This window comes from Ruixingdingia sedimenti, from assembly GCF_031432425.1.
GTDB lineage: Bacteria > Pseudomonadota > Alphaproteobacteria > Rhodobacterales > Rhodobacteraceae > Ruixingdingia > Ruixingdingia sedimenti.
The window spans coordinates 229,232-245,401 of record NZ_JAVKPH010000003.1 but is presented as its reverse complement, the minus strand read 5'-3'; the positions used below and the strand labels follow the sequence as shown (position 1 = coordinate 245,401).

Here is a 16,170-nt window from a genome sequence, read left to right as displayed (position 1 = left end):
GTCAGGAAAGGGCGGTGGGCAAACTTTTCCCGGCCAAAGCTGACGCCCTATTCGGCCAAAGCTGACGCCGCGCTACAGCAATTTGGAAATCGCCAACCTGCTGACATAAACGGCAGGATTATACCTTGCGGCGAAGCGGCGCCTGAATCCGGGCAGGAGTGAGGCGAAAGCCCGCCGATATTCGGGCATCGCCGCGCCCGGCCCCGGCCGCCGCAGGACCAGGGGTCAGGGATTGAGTCGTTCCACCGTCCAGGGGCTGCCCGGGCCGGCGCGGCGCCAGCGGAAACGGTCGTGCAGGCGGAAGGCGCCGTCGGCCCAGAACTCGATCTCCACCGGCGCGATGCGGATGCCGCCCCAGAACGGCGGGCGGGGCGGATTGGGGCCCCTGGACAGCGCCACCTTCGCCGCCTCGGCCATCAGCGCCTCGCGCGAGGTCAGGGGCTGCGACTGGCGGCTCGCCCAGGCCCCGATCCGGCTTTTCAGGTTGCGCGAGGCGAAATAGGCATCCGCCTGCGGCCCCTCCTCGCGGCTGGTCGTCCCGCGCACGCGGATCTGGCGGCGCAGCGATTTCCAGTGCAGCACGAAGGCCGCCTTGCCGGTCGCCGCGATCTCCTGCCCCTTCTGCGAGTCGTAGTTGGTGTAAAAGACGAAGCCATCGTCCTCGATCTCTTTCAGCAGCACCATGCGCACGTTCGGCAGGCCCGCGGCATCCACCGTCGCCAGCGCGATGGCGTTGGGGTCGTTGGGCTCCGTCCCCTCGGCCTCGGCCAGCCAGGCGCGCGCCAGCGCAAAGGGGTCATCGCCCGCGAAGATGCCGGATCGGCCCATGTGTCCTCCTTACGCTAGGTTCGCGCGGCCTTGATGCGCCCGATCTGATCGCCTACACGGTTCCAGACCCGGGCAATAGGTGGGCGAGGCTGAACGAATGTCAACGAAACTGATGGAGGGCCGCCGCGGCCTGATCATGGGGCTGGCGAACGACAAGTCCATCGCCTGGGGCATCGCCCGGGCGCTGGCCGCGCAAGGCGCCGAGATCGCGTTTTCCTACCAGGGCGAGGCGCTGAAGAAACGGGTGGAACCGCTGATCGCCTCCATCGGCATGAACCAGATGATCGAATGCGACGTCGGCTCCGAAGAGTCGATGGATGCGCTTTTCGCCCATCTGAAGGAAACCTGGGGCAGCATCGACTTTCTGGTCCATGCCATCGGCTTTTCCGACAAGAACGAATTGCGCGGCCGCTATGTCGATACCAGCCGCGAGAATTTCCGCGTCTCGATGGACATTTCGGTCTATTCCTTCACCGCCGTCTGCCAGCGCGCGGCGGCGATGATGCCGAACGGGGGCAGCCTGCTGACGCTGACCTATTACGGCGCGGAAAAGGTGATGCCGCATTACAACGTGATGGGCGTGGCCAAGGCGGCGCTGGAGGCGTCGGTGAAATACATGGCCGAGGATCTGGGCAAGGACCGGATCCGCGTCAACGCGATTTCCGCCGGGCCGATCAAGACGCTGGCCGCCAGTGGTATCGGCGATTTCCGCTATATCCTCAAGTGGAACGAGCTGAACTCGCCCCTGCGCCGCAACGTGACGCAGGAAGAGGTGGGCAAATCCGCGCTCTATCTGCTGTCCGACCTCGGCTCGGGCGTCACGGGCGAGACGCATCATGTGGATGCGGGCTATCACGTCGTCGGCATGAAGTCGGTGGACGCGCCCGACATCGACGTGGCCACCGGCCGCAAGGAATAGGACCGCCGGATGACGCTGGCCGCCTTCCTTGCCGCCTGGGCGCTGCATCTGGTGGCGGCGGCCTCGCCAGGGCCGGCGGTGCTGATGGCGGCGCGCACCGGCGTGACCGAGGGCTTCCGCACCGGCGTGTGGCTGGCGCTCGGGTTGGGTCTGGGCGCGGTGGTCTGGGCGGTGGCGGCGCTTTTCGGGCTGGCGGTGCTGTTCAAGGTGGCCCCGGCGCTGCTTCTGGGGTTCAAGATCGCGGGCGGGCTGTTCCTGTGCTGGATCGGCTTTCAGATGTGGCGCCATGCGGCGGTGCCGCTGGCCGCCCCGGGCGCGGGCCGGGTCGCGCGCGGGCGGATCGGCGCGGCATGGCTGGGCCTTGCCACGCAGCTGTCGAACCCCAAGCCTGCGGTGTTCTTCGGCGCGGTCTTCGTCGGCACCGTCCCGCCCGGCACCACATGGCCCTGGCTGGTAGCGCTGCTGATCGCGGTCTGGGTCAACGAGGTTGCCTGCAATATTCTTGTCGCAAGGCTGTTTTCCTTTGACCGCCCCCGCAGTATCTACGCCAGAATGAAAGCCGGGATCGACCGCGCCTTCGGCGGGATTCTGGTCGCCCTTGGTATCAAGATCGCCGCCACATAAGAGGACATCATGGCCGCTGCCGACCGCCTGCCGCATGAAAAGGGCTTTCACGTCAGCTGGGACCAGATCCACCGCGACGCCCGGGCGCTGGCATGGCGGCTGGACGGGCGGGGCCCCGATGGCGGCACATGGAAGGCGGTGGTGGCGATCACCCGCGGCGGGCTGGTCCCGGCGATGATCGTCAGCCGCGAGTTGGACATCCGCGTGGTCGATACGATCAGCGTGCAAAGCTACAACAACCAGTCGCAGACCGAGGCGCGCGTGACCAAGGCCCCGCAGGCGGATCTGATGGGCGATGGCGAGGGGATCCTTGTGGTGGACGACCTCGTGGACAGCGGCAAGACGCTGGAGCTTGTCCGCTCGCTCTATCCCCGGGCGCATTTCGCCACCGTCTATGCCAAGCCCAAGGGCCGGCCGATGGTGGATACCTATATCACCGAGGTCAGCCAGGACACCTGGATCTTCTTCCCCTGGGACATGGCGCTGCAATACGTCCAGCCCTACCGCGAACGCGACTGAACGATGTATCCCCTGAACCCCGCCGTCGCCGCCACCTTCGCCCCCCCGGTGATGGAGGCGCGGCGCTGGCTGGCAGAGGTGCCCTTGCCCCCCGGGCTGCCGCTGCTGAACGTCAGTCAGGCCGCCCCGGTGGACCCGCCGCCCCTTGCGCTGCGCCAGGCGCTGGCGCAGGCGGCGCTGGACCAGCCGCAGGCGCATCTTTACGGCCCCGTCCTCGGCCTGCCGGAATTGCGCGCCGAAATCGCCGCGCAATGGTCGGCGGCCTATGGCGGGCAGGTGGCCGAGGATCAGGTCGCCATCACCCAGGGCTGCAATCAGGCGTTCTGCGCCGCGCTCGCCACCCTCGCCGGCCCGGGGGATGAGGTCATCCTGCCCACGCCGTGGTATTTCAACCATCGCATGTGGCTGGAGATGGCGGGCGTGCGCTGCGTGCCGCTGGCGACCGGCGCGGGGCTGTTGCCCGACGCGGGCGCGGCGGCGGCGCTGGTGACGGGCCGCACCCGCGCCATCGTGCTGGTCAGCCCCAACAACCCCGGCGGGGCGGAATACCCGGCCGAAACGCTCGCCGCCTTCCACGATCTGGCGCGCACGCGGGGCCTCGCGCTGGTGGTGGATGAAACCTACCGCGATTTCGACAGCCGCGAGGGCCGCCCCCATGCGCTGTTTGCGGACCCCGACTGGCACGACACGCTGATCCAGCTTTACAGTTTCTCCAAGGCCTACCGGCTGACCGGCCACCGCGTCGGCGCCATCGTCGCCAGCCGGGCGCGGCTGACAGAGGTGGAAAAGGTGCTCGACACCGTGGCGATCTGCCCGAACCAGTTGGGACAGTTGGGCGCGCTGTGGGGGATGCGGAACCTGCGCGACTGGGTGGCAGGCGAACGGGCCGAAATCCTTGCCCGCCGCGCCGCCATCGCCGCCGGTTTCCCGGGGCTGGAAGGATGGCGGCTACTGGGCTGCGGGGCCTATTTCGCCTATGCCGAACATCCCTTCGCATTGGCGGGCAGTGCCCTCGGCCGCGCGCTGCTTGCGCAGGCCGGGGTGCTCGCCCTGCCCGGCACCATGTTCACGCCCCCGGGCGATCCGCGCGGGCCGCAGGGGCTGCGCATCGCCTTCGCCAATATCGACCGCGCGGGGATCGCCGAACTGTTCGCCCGGCTGGCGGGCCTGACACTGGACCGGAGGTAGGGACGAATGGAAACGGACATCCACACCTTCTTCGCGCACTACGAATCGTTCTTCAACCGCGCGCTGGCCGGGGATGCCGACATGGCGGAGGCCGCCGGGTTCTACAGCCCCGCCTTCATCGCCGCGACGCCGCGGGGCGTGATGACCGGGCAGAACGACGACAGCCTGCGACAGGCGATGGCGCAGGGCTATGCCCGCTATCGCGCCATCGGCACCAAGGGCATGCGGCTCGACACCATCCGGGTGGACCGGATCGACCCGGCCCATGCCCTCGCCCATGTCGGCTGGACGGCCACCTATACCCGTCCCGGGGACCCCGATGTCGCCATCGCCTTCGAGGTCCACTATCTGTTGCAGGTTCTGGACGGCGGGCCAAGGATCTTCGGCTGGATTTCCGGCGATGAAGAGGCCGTGCTGCGTCAGCACGGCATCCTGCCTCAGTAGTTCCCCCGCCGCGCGAACAGCCCCGCATCCTCGGCCGCGCGGCGCAGGGCGCGGGCCTTGTTGACGGTTTCCTGATATTCGGCCTCGGGGTCGCTGTCATAGACCACGCCGCCGCCCGACTGGATGTAAAGCGTGTCGTCCTTCAGCACCCCGGTGCGCAGCGCGATACACATGTCCATCTCGCCGTTCGCGGCGAAATAGCCCACACCGCCGCCATAGACGCCGCGTTTTTCGGGTTCCAGTTCGTCGATGATCTCCATCGCGCGGACCTTGGGCGCCCCCGACACCGTGCCCGCGGGCAGCCCCGCCAGCAGCGCCGACAGCGCGTCCTGCCCATCGGCCAGTTCGCCCACCACGTTCGAGACGATGTGCATGACGTGGGAATAGCGTTCGATGATGAACTTTTCCGTCGGCCGCACGGTGCCGACCTTCGCCACGCGGCCCACATCGTTGCGCCCCAGATCCAGCAGCATCAGATGTTCGGCCAGTTCCTTGCCGTCGGCCAGCAGATCGGCCTCCAGCGCGCGGTCCTCTTCCGGGGTCGCGCCGCGCTTGCGGGTGCCGGCGATGGGGCGCACCGTCACCTCGCCCTCGCGCAGCCGCACGAGGATCTCGGGGCTGGCCCCCACCACCTGAAAGCCGCCGAAGTTGAAGAAGAACATGAAGGGCGAGGGGTTGGTGCGCCGCAACGACCGGTAAAGCGCGAAGGGCGGCAGGGTGAACCTCTGCGCCCACCGTTGCGAGGGCACGACCTGAAAGATGTCGCCCGCGCGGATATAGTCCTTGGCCTTTTCCACCGCGGCGCGATAGCCCTCGGGGGTGAAGTTCGACCGCGCCTCGCCCACCGGGGCGGTCTCGCCGAAATCGCGTTGCGCGGGCGGCGCGCGGTCCAGATCGCGCAGCGCATCCATCACCCGTTCGGCGGCCTGCGCATAGGCCGCGCGCGCCGACATGCCGGGGCTGTACCAGGCGGGCGCGACCACCGTCACCTCGCCCTTCACCCCGTCCAGCACCGCGACGACCGAGGGCCGCAGCAACACCGCATCCGGCAGGCCGAGCGGATCGGGGTTCACGTCCGGCAGCCGTTCGACCAGCCGGATCATGTCATAGCCGAGATAGCCGAAAAGCCCCGCCGCGATCGCCGGCAGGTCGTCGGGCATGTCGATGCGGCTTTCCGCGATCAGTGCGCGCAAGGTGTCCAGCGGATGGCCCGGCAGCGGCGCGAAGGCGCCCGGGTCGAACCGCGCCTCGCGGTTGATGCGGCTTTGGGTGCCGTGGCACTGCCAGATCAGGTCGGGCTTCATGCCGACGACCGAATAGCGGCCCCGCACCTCGCCGCCGGTGACGGATTCCAGCAGGAAGCTGTCGGTCCCGGCCTCCGACAGTTTCAGCATCAGCGACACGGGCGTGTCCAGATCCGCCGCCAGCCGGGCATGGACCAGCTGGTTGCGGCCCTCGGCCCAGCCTTTCTCGAAGGCGTCGAAGGCAGGGGTCAGCGCCATCGGGGTCTCCTCTCAGCGCATCTGCGCGTGCACGGCGTCGATGGCGATCTGGTCGAGCCGCAGCCCCGCCCGCCGTTCCGCCGCCGCCGAGAACATCAGAAAGGCGTCCTGCGCCATGTCCTGGCCCATCTGCCCGGCGACCGCCGCCTTGATGATCAGTGCATCGGGGGACTGCTGGTCCGCCGGGATCACGCTGTCGAGCCGCAGCAGCGCCACGAAATCCCCTTCGGTGATCGCGCGCAGATCGCCCGGCGCCATGCCGAACACGGTGCCGATCAGGCTGGCGGGCGCGTTTTCCACGAAACCGTCGCGGCCGAGGCCGGTGAACGTCTCGGCCGTGCCGCCGGCATCGGCCAGCGACCCGCTGGCCGTCACCGCCGCCTCCGCCTCTGCCAGCCGCGCGGCCAGCCGTGCGGCCCGTTCCGCGGTGCGCCAGTCGTCGGCCACCTGTTCGGCCACCGCGTCGTAGGGGCGCAGTTCGGCGGGCAGTTCGGCCTCCAGCCGCAGCGCGGCGATGCCGCCATCGTCCAGTTCGAACACCTCGGGGTAGCTGTCGGCGCGCGCCTGCGCGGCCCGGGTGCGGAAGGCGGGATAGGCGGCGATGCCCTCTGCCGTATCGGGGAACAGATCGACAGTGCCCGCCGTCATCCCGCCCTCGGCGGCCAGATCCTCGATCGTGGCGCCGCCGGCCAGCAGGTCGTCGATCTCGTCCACCCGCTCGCCGATCAGCCGCCGCGCGCCGTCCATCGCATATTCGGCCCGCAGCGCCTCGCGCGCGGCCTCGAAGGTGATCTCCTGCGACGCGAGCACCCCGTTCACACGGTAAAGCGCGGGGCCGAGCGCCGAGGGCAGCGGCCCCGCCACGCCCGGCGCCTCGACCGCGAACACCTCTGCGCCCGCAGTGCCCAGATCGGCCTGCGCCATGTCGCCCATGTCGATGTCGGCCAGCGTCAGGCCGCGTTCGGCGACCAGATCGTCGAAACTGGCGGTGCCGGCATCCAGCCGTTCGCGCGCCGCCGCCGCGGCGGCCTCGTCGGGGAACACCAGCCGTTCCACCAGCCGGCGTTCCGGCTGGACGAATTCGTCGATCCGCGTCTGGTAGAGCCGCTGCAACGCCGCCTCGTCCACCGGCACCTCGTCCACCACATCCTCGGGCAGCAGCACGGCATAGGCGATGCGGCGCCCGGCGGGGCGGGTATAGCTGTCGGGATGGGCCTCGTACCACGCGCGCAGGTCGTCGGGGGTGGGTTCGGGGACGGGTTCGGCCAGATCGTCCTCGGTCAACCGCACCAGGGTGAAGCTGCGCCGTTCGCCCAGATAGGACCAGACCGCCGCCGCCGCACCTTCCGGCGCGCCGAGCCCGCCCGCCACCGCCTGCCGGATCAGGTTGCGCGCCACGTCCTCGCGCACCTGGTTCTCGAATTCCCGTTCGGTGTAGCCGCTCTGGCGCAGGGCCGCGCCATAGGCATCACGGTCGAAGCGCCCGTCGAGGCCCTGAAAGGCGCCGAGACCCCGGATTTCCTGCGCCAGCCGCGCGTCACCGACCGACAGGCCCATGGTGTGGGCCAGATCGTCCAGCGCCGCGCCCGTCACCAGCTGCTGGCGCGCCCGCGCATCGAGGCCGAGCACCTGCGCCTGCGCAAAGCCGATGGGCTGGCCGGTCTGGGCCTGAAAGGCGCGCATCTCGCGGTCGATGGCGCGGGCATAGTCGTTCGCGCCGATGTCCTGCCCGCCGACCTTGCCGATGCTGGTGATCGAGCCGCCGAAATTCGTCACCCCGAAACCGCCGAGCCCGACGATCACCAGGGCCAGCAGAATCCAGACGAAGGCCTGTCCCAGACTGGGTTTCTTCATCGGCGGGTCCTTTCGCGGGTTCGTGGCCAGCCGGGGCTGGCCAAGGCTGGCCTTTCTGTCGGGCCGGGTCATGGCTTCTCTAAGGGCTGGCGCGCGGCCGGACAAGCCCCGCGTGGGGACAGACGGCCGGAGCCGGGGCCCGCCCGGCCCCTGCCCCTTCCGCGTTCAGTCCTCGGGCCGGGCGAACAGGGCCGAGACGGGGGCCAGCGCCACCGAATCCGCCCGCCCCTCCAGCGCCCAGGCCATCAGCGCGGCCACGGTTTCCGCCCGCAGCCGCCCGGCCACCGCCACCTGCCCGTTCTGCGCCGCCCGGAACGCCGCGCGGTCGAGGTAGCGGCGGATGGTCGCCGCGTTCTCGCCCTCGGCATCCAGATCGCGGTAGACACGCAGCCGTGCCGCGCCCTCGCGCCGGGCGATCTGGTCGGCGGGGTTGACGCGCCCGTCCCAGGTGACGAGGCCAAGACCCCGCGCCGCCAGCCCCGGCACCACCGCCCCGGCCACCGCACGTTCGCCCTGAAACCCGCCGCGCGGGGCGTCGATCAGGCCGAGCGCATCGGGAAAGGCCGCGGCGAGCGATTCCAGCGCCACTTCGGCATCCTGCGCCGTCGCCCCCGCCGGCAGCCCGGCAGAGGTCAGCAGCACCTCCTGCCCCGCCGCGCGCCAGTCGCGCGCGATGGCCTCTGCCCCCGGCGTGGCAGGGTCGAGCGCGAGCGTGATCGGGAAGGGTGCCGCGGCCAGCGCCACCCGGTCCACCCCCTCTGCCCCGGTGTCGAGCAGGATCACCGCGAAAAGCGGCCGCCCCGGCGGCGCCGCAAAAGGCCGCGCATTGCGTTGCCAGGCGGGGGCATCGGCGGGCAGATCCGGGGGCAATACGGCGGGCCCGAGGGCCGCGCCCGGCAGGCCATCGGCCTCCGGCGCATCCTCCGCCGGGGCCTCTCCCCCGATCCGCGGCAACTGCCCCGTGCGCACGCCCTCCACCTGCCGGTCGAACCCCGGCTGCGGCCGGGCGGGGGCAGCGGGATCGGCGCCGTCCACGGCAGCGGCCCCCCCGGCCTGCCCCCCTTCGGCAGCCGCATCCCCGGCAGGGCCGTCGCCTATATCGGGAACGGCCTCGCCAGCCCCCGGCGTGCGCCCCCCGGCTGGGTCGCCACCCGCACCGGAAGCAGCATCCGGCGCAGAACCCGCGTCGCCTGCCCCGGCAGAGCCGCCGCCCGCATCACCGGCATCAGCAGCCCCCGGCACGGCAGACCCCGCCTGCTCCGCCCCGGGCGCCCCTTCCGGCGGCGCGGCGGCGCTTTGCTCATCCGTTGCCCCGGGCGTATCGGCCCCGGATGCCTCCCCGCCTCCAGCCGTCGTTGCGGGCGGCGGAGCGGCGGAATCGTCCCCGCCGGGCACGGCCCCGGCAGTATCGGCTGCCGGACCGCCTTCGGCGGCATCGGCCTCCGGCGCCTCCGCCCCGGCCTCTCCGGCGGGGCCTTCCGCGCCCTGCCCGCCTTCGGCGGCCTGCGCCCCGCTCTCTCCCGCATCGGCGGCAGGGCCGGAGGCGCCGTCCTCCGCCGCGCCCCGGTCCTCCCTCGCCGGCACCGCGACTTCGGCGGCGGGGCCGGGATCGGCGGGCGGCAGCGCAGGGCCCGCGCCCGGCGGCACGGCGCCGGGGGCCGCCTCGCCCGCAGGGGCGGGGGGCGTGGCCTCGGGCGCGGCGGGGGCCTGCGGTGCGGCGGGTTCTGGTGCGGCCTCGGGGGCGGGCCCGGTCACGGGCTCGGCGGCCGTTTCACCCGAAAGGACGGTCTCGGCCGCAGGCACGGCCTCGGGCGCAGGCGGTACGGCCAGCGCGGGTTCCGTTCCCGCCCCGGCGGGGGGCGCGGCGGGGGCCGCCGTGACGGGCAGCGCATCCGCCGCAGGGGCGGCAGACTGGCCGGGCGCGTCCGCCGCCGGAACGGGGGCCAGGGCCTCCTCCGCTGCGGCGGGCCGCCCCCCGGCGTCTACGGTCTGCCCCGGCGCTGCGGGCACGGGGGCCTCTTCGCCGGTTGTCGGCGCCCCCCGCGCCTCTTCGCCAGCGGTCACAGCCGTCGCATCCTCTGCGGGCATGGCGGCTTCCCCGGACAGGGCGGGCGCGCCCGCGCGCTGCGGCTCCGGCAGCGCCACCGACAGAACCATAAATCCCAGCACCGCCACGATCGCCCCCGTGGCCAGCCCCGCCAGCATTCCCCTGCCCAAACCTGCCTCCGCGCCTTGCCTGCCTTGCCGCTGCGTCACCATCGCCCCCTGCGCGGCGGCGACGCACACGGGACCGGGGTTGACCCCCTCCCGCGCTTTGCGCATCTATACCGCGACACGGACCGGGGTTCACCCCCTAACACGCGCCGCTTTCGCGGGGAAAGGCCGGGCCACGGCATGCTTCTGCTGATCGACAACTACGACAGCTTCACCTACAACCTCGTGCATTACCTCGGCGAACTGGGGGCCGATGTCGCGGTGCGCCGCAACGATGCGCTGAGCGTGCAGGACGCGCTGGCCATGAACCCCGCCGCCATCGTGCTGTCGCCCGGCCCCTGCGACCCCGACGCCGCCGGCATCTGCCTGCCGCTGACGCTGGCCGCCGCCGATGCGGGGATCCCGCTTCTGGGCGTCTGCCTCGGCCACCAGACCATCGGGCAGGCCTTCGGCGGCCGCGTCGTGCGCTGCCACGAGATCGTGCACGGCAAGCTCGGCGCCGTCCACCACGCGGGCCGGGGCGTCTTCGCGGGCCTGCCCTCGCCGCTGCAGGCGACGCGCTACCACTCGCTGGTCGTGGAGCGCGAGACCCTGCCCGACTGCCTCGAAATCACCGCCTGGCTGGAGGACGGCACCATCATGGGCCTGCGCCACCGCGATCTGGCCGTGGAGGGCGTGCAGTTCCACCCCGAATCCATCGCCTCGGAACATGGCCATGCGATGCTGAAAACCTTCCTGAACACCGCGAAGGCCGCCGCATGAGCCAGGCGCTGAAACCGCTGATCGCCGCCGCCTCGGAACGCGCCCTGACCCGGGCGGAGGCGGAGGCCGCCTTCACCATCCTCTTCGAGGGCGAGGCGACGCCCGCCCAGATGGGGGGCCTCTTGATGGCCCTGCGCACGCGGGGCGAGACGGTGGACGAATACGCCGCCGCCGCCTCCGTCATGCGCGCCAAATGCCACAAGGTCCGCGCGCCCGAGGATGCGATGGACATCGTGGGCACCGGGGGCGACGGCAAGGGCACGCTCAACATCTCCACCGCCACGGCCTTCGTCGTCGCGGGGGCGGGGGTCAGCGTGGCCAAACACGGCAACCGCAACCTGTCGTCGAAATCGGGGGCGGCGGATGCGATGACGGAACTGGGGCTGAACGTGATGATCGGCCCCGAGGTGGTGGAACGCTGCCTGGCCGACGCCGGGATCGGCTTCATGATGGCCCCCATGCACCACCCCGCCACCCGCCATGTCGCCCCGGTGCGGCTGGAACTGGGGACGCGGACGATCTTCAACATCCTCGGGCCCCTGACCAACCCCGCCGGGGTGCGGCGGCAGCTGACGGGGGCGTTTTCCGATACGCTGCTGCGGCCCATGGCGGAAACGCTGGCCGCGCTCGGCGCGGTCAAGGCCTGGATCGTGCATGGCGGCGACGGCACGGACGAATTGTCGATCGCCGCCCCCTCGCGCGTGGCGGCACTGGCGCATGGCGCGGTCAGCGAATTCACCGTGACCCCGGATGACGCGGGCCTGCCCTGGCATCCGTTCGAACATATCGCCGGCGGCACGCCCGCGGAAAACGCCGCCGCCCTTCAGGCGCTTCTGAACGGCGCGCCGGGGGCCTATCGCGACGCGGTGCTGCTGAACGCCGCCGCCGCCCTGGTGGTGGCCGACCGCGCCACCAGCCTGCGCGAGGGCGCCGACCTCGCCCGCCGCGCCATCGACAGCGGCGCCGCGCGCGAAAGGCTGGAGGCCCTGCGGCGGATCACCCCCGCGCAGGCCCCGGCATGACCCCGCCCGCACCCTGGGCCGATCTTCCCTTCTTCGCCGATGACTGGCCCACGATCCGCGCCACGCTGGCGCGGACGCCCGGCTGGCTGCCCGGCCCCGATGCGCTCTTCCGGGCGCTGGACCTCACGCCGCCCGAGGCGGTGCGGGCGGTGATCCTCGGCCAGGACCCCTACCCCAACCGCGCCCATGCGATGGGCCTCGCCTTTTCCGTCCCGCCCGGCACCCGGCCCCTGCCCCGCTCGCTCGCCAATATCTTCCGCGAACTGGAGGACGACACCGGCATCGCCCGCAGCAACGGCGACCTCACCGGATGGGCGAAACAGGGCGTCCTGCTGCTCAACCCCGTGCTCAGCGTGCCCGAGGGCGAAAGCCACGGCCACCGCACCCTCGGCTGGCAAAGGCTCGCGGCCCAGATCCTCGCCCGCTGCGCCGCACGGCCCACGGCCTTCCTGCTCTGGGGCAAGCCGGCGCAGACGCTCGCCCTGCCCTTGCTCGGCCCCGAACACCTGATCCTTACGAGCGCCCACCCCTCGCCCCTTTCCGCCCGGCGCGGCTTCTTCGGCTCCGGCCCCTTCAGCCGCACCAACCACTGGCTCGCCGCCCGGGGCGGGAAACCCGTCGACTGGTCCGCCTGACTTCACCTTTTCCGAAATACTCTCGGGGTTTCCAAAGGGGCAGAAGGCCCCTTTGGGCGGGGGGCCGCGGGGGGCGGCAGCCCCCCGCTCTTTCCGCAAAACGGGGGGGCGGCTGCCCCCCGAACGCCCCTTCCCGGGGAAAAATCCGGCCCGAAGCTTCACTTTCCCGTCAACCCGCGCTACCTCAGCCACAGGAGGACCGCCGATGACCACCATCCTGGACCGCATCAAGGCCTACAAGCTCGAGGAAATCGCCGCCGCCCGCGCCGCGACCCCCCAGGCCGATCTGGAGGCCGCCGCCCGCGCCGCCCCGGCGCCGCGCGGCTTTGCCGATGCCCTGCGCCAGGCCGCGGCCTCGGGCTATGGCCTCATCGCCGAGATCAAGAAGGCCAGCCCCTCCAAGGGCCTGATCCGCGCCGATTTCGACCCGCCGGCGCTGGCCCGCGCCTACGAATCCGGCGGCGCCACCTGCCTGTCGGTCCTCACCGACGGGCCCAGCTTCCAGGGCGCGCCCGAATACCTGATCCGGGCGCGCGAGGCCACGGCGCTGCCCTGCCTGCGCAAGGATTTCCTTTACGATCCCTGGCAGGTGACAGAGGCCCGCGCCTGGGGCGCCGACTGCATCCTGATCATCATGGCCAGCGTGTCGGACGGCCAGGCGGCCGAACTCGAATCCGCCGCGCAGCACTGGGGCATGGACGTGCTGATCGAGGTCCATGACGAGGCCGAACTGGACCGCGCCACCCGCCTGCACTCGCGCCTGATCGGCATCAACAACCGCAACCTGCACACGTTCGAGGTCAGCCTCGACACCACCCGCAAGCTCGCCCGCCGCGTGCCCGAGGACCGGATGGTGGTGTCGGAAAGCGGCCTTCACACGCCCGCCGACCTTGCCGACCTCGCCCGCTACGGCGTGCGCTGCTTCCTCATCGGCGAAAGCCTGATGCGGCAGGACGACGTGGCCGCCGCCACCCGCGCGCTGCTGGCCAATCCGCTCACCGCCCAGGGGGGCATGTAGGGGGGCGCCATGCCGCTCACGCATTTCGACGCCGCCGGCCGGGCCCATATGGTCGATGTCTCGGACAAGGCCGCAACCGCGCGCACGGCCGTGGCGCGCGGCCATGTGGTCATGTCGGCCGACACGCTGGCGCTGGTCACGGGGGGCCGCGCGCAGAAGGGCGATGTGGCGGGCGTCGCGCGGCTCGCGGGGATCATGGCGGCCAAACGCACCGCCGATCTGATCCCGCTCTGCCATCCCCTGCCGCTTGCCAAGGTCGCGCTCGACATCACCCCCGACCCCGCGCTGCCCGGGCTGGTGATCGAGGCCACCGTGCGCACCACCGGCCAGACGGGGGTGGAGATGGAGGCGCTGACCGCCGTTTCCGTTGCCGCGCTGACCGTCTACGACATGCTGAAGGCGGCGGAAAAATCCATGCGCATCACCGACATCCATCTGGTGATGAAGGACGGCGGCAAATCCGGCCGCTACGAGGCCGCGCCATGATCCCGGTGGCAGAGGCGCTGGCGCGGGTCCTGGCCCTCGCCCGCCCCCCCGGGGTGGAAGAGGTGCCCCTTGCCCGCGCCGCTGGCCGCGTTCTGGCCGAACCCGTCACCGCCACCCGCGACCAGCCGCCCTTCGACGCCGCCGCGATGGATGGCTATGCGGTGGCGGGCGACCCCGCCCCCGGCACGCGCTTCCGCGTCATCGGCATGGCGCAGGCCGGCGCCGCCTACCCCGGCCGCGTGGGTCAGGGCGAGGCCGTGCGCATCTTCACCGGCGCGCCGCTGCCCCGCGGCGCCGCCCGCGTGCTGATCCAGGAGGACATGACCGCAGAGGGCGATCACGTCACGCTCGGCCCCGCGGCCGAGGCCGCCACCCATATCCGCCCCCGCGGCGCCGATTTCGCCGCCGGCCATCGCCTCGCGCCCCGCCGCCTGCGCCCGGCCGATCTCGCGCTGCTGGCGGCGATGAATGTGGGCCGCGTGCCCGTCCACCGCCGCCCCGTGGTCGCGCTGATCGCCACCGGGGACGAACTGGTGATGCCGGGCGAGGCGCCGGGCCCCGACCAGATCGTCGCCTCCAACATCTTCGCCCTGCGCGCGATGGCGCAATCCGAGGGGGCAGAGACCCGCATCCTGCCCATCGCCCGCGACCGGGCCGAGGCGCTGGCCGCCGTCCTGCGCCTTGCCGCAGGGGCGGATGTGATCGTGACGGTGGGCGGCGCCTCGGTCGGCGACCATGACCTTGTGGGCGCCGTGGCCGCGGGCATGGGGATGGAGCGCGCCTTCTACAAGATCGCCATGCGCCCGGGAAAACCGTTGATGGCCGGGCGGTTGGGGGATTCGGTTCTGCTCGGCCTGCCGGGCAATCCGGTGTCGGCCATCGTCTGCGGGCATCTCTTCCTGCTGCCGCTTCTGCGCGCGATGCAGGGCCTGCCGCCGGGGCCCGATCCGCGCCGGGCGGTGCTTGCCCGCGCCCTGCCGCCGAACGGGCCCCGCGCCCATTACATGCGCGCCCGCCTGATCCCCGGCGCGGGCCTGCCGCAGATCGACCCCTATGACGATCAGGACAGCGCGCGGCTGGTGCTGCTGGCCGATGCCGATGCGCTGCTGATCCGCCCGCCGGGCGATCCCGCGCGCGCGGCGGGGGCGGAAATGGACTGGCTGGCGCTGTAAGGGCGTTGACACAAAAGGGGAACGGTGGCAGAACATCAGGCGTACATGCCGTCCTGCAAACCGAAGGGGGCCCCATGCTGACCCGCAAACAACTGGAATTGCTCGACCTTATCCGCACCCGGATGGAGGCGGATGGCATCCCCCCGTCCTTCGACGAAATGAAGGAGGCGCTGGACCTCAAGTCCAAGTCCGGCATCCACCGGCTGATCACGGCGCTGGAAGAACGCGGCTTCATCCGCCGTCTCGCCCACCGCGCCCGCGCGATCGAAATCGTGAAACTGCCCGAGGCGATGGAACGCCCCGGCTTCCGCCCCCGCGTGGTGGCCGAAACGCCCGCGCCGCCCGCACCGCCCCGGGGCGCGATGCCGGTGGTGCCCGTGCATGCGCTGGAACTGCCCGTCATGGGCCGCATCGCCGCCGGTGTGCCGATCGAGGCGATCAGCGAGGTCTCGCACCATGTCGCGGTGCCGGGGTCGATGCTGTCGGGCCAGGGCGCGCATTACGCGCTGGAGGTGCGGGGCGATTCGATGATCGAGGCCGGGATCAACGATGGCGACATCGTGGTGATCCGCGAACAGAACACGGCAGAGAACGGCGATATCGTCGTGGCGCTGGTCGAGGATCACGAGGCGACCCTGAAACGCTTTCGCCGCAAGGGCGGCATGATCGCGCTGGAAGCCGCGAACCCCGCCTATGAAACCCGCGTCTACCCCGACCATCTGGTGCAGGTGCAGGGCCGGCTGGTGGGGCTGATCCGCAGTTATTGATCGGGGCCGCCGCGTCCTGTCGATGCCTTCACGACGCTGTGGGAAAAGTGGTCGAAAGACACCCCGGAAGATATTGGAGTTTCGCTGGAAATCGGGTTGCGTCCCGACCTTCCGCCGGCGCGGGGCCATGCCCTCCGCAGATCGACAGGCCCGCCGCTGACCGCCTCGACGAAGGTTTCCGCATTTCGCCGCACCGCTGACACGGAAGTTCAGGAT

16 protein-coding genes are annotated in these 16,170 nt (G+C 71.5%); 12 read left to right on the top strand and 4 right to left on the bottom strand.

Annotation, left to right across the window (positions count from 1 at the left end; genetic code table 11):
- Positions 1-225: 225 nt before the first annotated feature.
- Positions 226-828: a pyridoxamine 5'-phosphate oxidase gene (gene pdxH / locus RGD00_RS04725; RefSeq protein ID WP_310456140.1), complete on the bottom strand. Its 603-nt coding sequence runs from the start codon at positions 826-828 to the stop codon at positions 226-228.
- A 97-nt stretch (positions 829-925) separates the two neighbouring features.
- On the opposite strand from pdxH, the gene fabI reads away from it, so the two are divergent.
- From fabI to RGD00_RS04700, 5 genes are read left to right on the top strand one after another with little or no spacing between them, the layout of a single operon-like run.
- Complete coding sequence (gene fabI / locus RGD00_RS04720) at positions 926-1,747, top strand: enoyl-ACP reductase FabI (RefSeq protein ID WP_310456139.1); 822 nt, start codon at positions 926-928, stop codon at positions 1,745-1,747.
- A gap of 9 nt (positions 1,748-1,756) precedes the next feature.
- The gene (locus tag RGD00_RS04715) at positions 1,757-2,371 is read left to right on the top strand and encodes a LysE family translocator (protein ID WP_310456138.1); all 615 of its coding nucleotides are present in this window, start codon (positions 1,757-1,759) and stop codon (positions 2,369-2,371) included.
- 9 nt (positions 2,372-2,380) lie between these two features.
- Positions 2,381-2,890 carry a xanthine phosphoribosyltransferase gene (gpt, locus tag RGD00_RS04710; RefSeq protein WP_310456137.1) on the top strand — a complete coding sequence of 170 codons (510 nt, stop codon included), beginning with the start codon at positions 2,381-2,383 and terminating at the stop codon, positions 2,888-2,890.
- A 3-nt stretch (positions 2,891-2,893) separates the two neighbouring features.
- Positions 2,894-4,078, top strand: a complete 1,185-nt coding sequence (locus tag RGD00_RS04705) for an aminotransferase (protein WP_310456136.1) — start codon at positions 2,894-2,896, stop codon at positions 4,076-4,078.
- Positions 4,079-4,084: 6 nt separating this feature from the next.
- Positions 4,085-4,522 (top strand): nuclear transport factor 2 family protein, encoded by a 438-nt coding sequence (locus RGD00_RS04700; RefSeq protein WP_310456135.1) that lies wholly within the window; start codon positions 4,085-4,087, stop codon positions 4,520-4,522.
- Here the strand turns inward: RGD00_RS04700 and trpE are convergent.
- The 3 genes from trpE to RGD00_RS04685 all read right to left on the bottom strand — a co-directional run bounded on the left by trpE (position 4,516) and on the right by RGD00_RS04685 (position 10,095).
- A complete protein-coding gene (trpE, locus tag RGD00_RS04695; protein ID WP_310456134.1) occupies positions 4,516-6,024 on the bottom strand; it encodes an anthranilate synthase component I in 1,509 nt (502 codons plus the stop codon). The two genes, RGD00_RS04700 and trpE, sit on opposite strands and share 7 nt — an antisense overlap.
- 12 nt (positions 6,025-6,036) lie before the next feature.
- On the bottom strand, positions 6,037-7,878 hold the full coding sequence (locus RGD00_RS04690; protein WP_310456133.1) for a peptidylprolyl isomerase: 1,842 nt from the start codon (positions 7,876-7,878) through the stop codon (positions 6,037-6,039).
- Positions 7,879-8,043: 165 nt separating this feature from the next.
- Positions 8,044-10,095, bottom strand: a complete 2,052-nt coding sequence (locus RGD00_RS04685; RefSeq protein ID WP_310456132.1) for a divergent polysaccharide deacteylase family protein — start codon at positions 10,093-10,095, stop codon at positions 8,044-8,046.
- 177 nt (positions 10,096-10,272) lie between these two features.
- Here RGD00_RS04685 and RGD00_RS04680 point away from each other — a divergent pair, with 177 nt between their 5' ends.
- The 7 genes from RGD00_RS04680 (at position 10,273) to lexA (ending at position 15,954) form a co-directional block, all read left to right on the top strand.
- On the top strand, positions 10,273-10,854 hold the full coding sequence (locus RGD00_RS04680) for an anthranilate synthase component II (RefSeq protein ID WP_310456131.1): 582 nt from the start codon (positions 10,273-10,275) through the stop codon (positions 10,852-10,854).
- On the top strand, positions 10,851-11,876 hold the full coding sequence (gene trpD / locus RGD00_RS04675) for an anthranilate phosphoribosyltransferase (protein ID WP_310456130.1): 1,026 nt from the start codon (positions 10,851-10,853) through the stop codon (positions 11,874-11,876). Before RGD00_RS04680 ends, trpD begins: the two co-directional genes overlap by 4 nt.
- A complete protein-coding gene (locus RGD00_RS04670; protein WP_310456129.1) occupies positions 11,873-12,511 on the top strand; it encodes a uracil-DNA glycosylase in 639 nt (212 codons plus the stop codon). The genes trpD and RGD00_RS04670 overlap by 4 nt, the downstream gene beginning before the upstream one ends.
- 205 nt (positions 12,512-12,716) lie before the next feature.
- Positions 12,717-13,529, top strand: a complete 813-nt coding sequence (gene trpC / locus RGD00_RS04665) for an indole-3-glycerol phosphate synthase TrpC (protein WP_310456128.1) — start codon at positions 12,717-12,719, stop codon at positions 13,527-13,529.
- Positions 13,530-13,538: 9 nt separating this feature from the next.
- Positions 13,539-14,015: a cyclic pyranopterin monophosphate synthase MoaC gene (gene moaC, locus RGD00_RS04660; protein ID WP_310456127.1), complete on the top strand. Its 477-nt coding sequence runs from the start codon at positions 13,539-13,541 to the stop codon at positions 14,013-14,015.
- Positions 14,012-15,187 carry a molybdopterin molybdotransferase MoeA gene (locus RGD00_RS04655; RefSeq protein WP_310456126.1) on the top strand — a complete coding sequence of 392 codons (1,176 nt, stop codon included), beginning with the start codon at positions 14,012-14,014 and terminating at the stop codon, positions 15,185-15,187. Before moaC ends, RGD00_RS04655 begins: the two co-directional genes overlap by 4 nt.
- A 74-nt stretch (positions 15,188-15,261) precedes the next feature.
- Positions 15,262-15,954, top strand: coding sequence for a transcriptional repressor LexA (gene lexA, locus RGD00_RS04650; protein WP_310456125.1), 693 nt, complete (start codon positions 15,262-15,264; stop codon positions 15,952-15,954).
- Positions 15,955-16,170 lie beyond the last annotated feature (216 nt).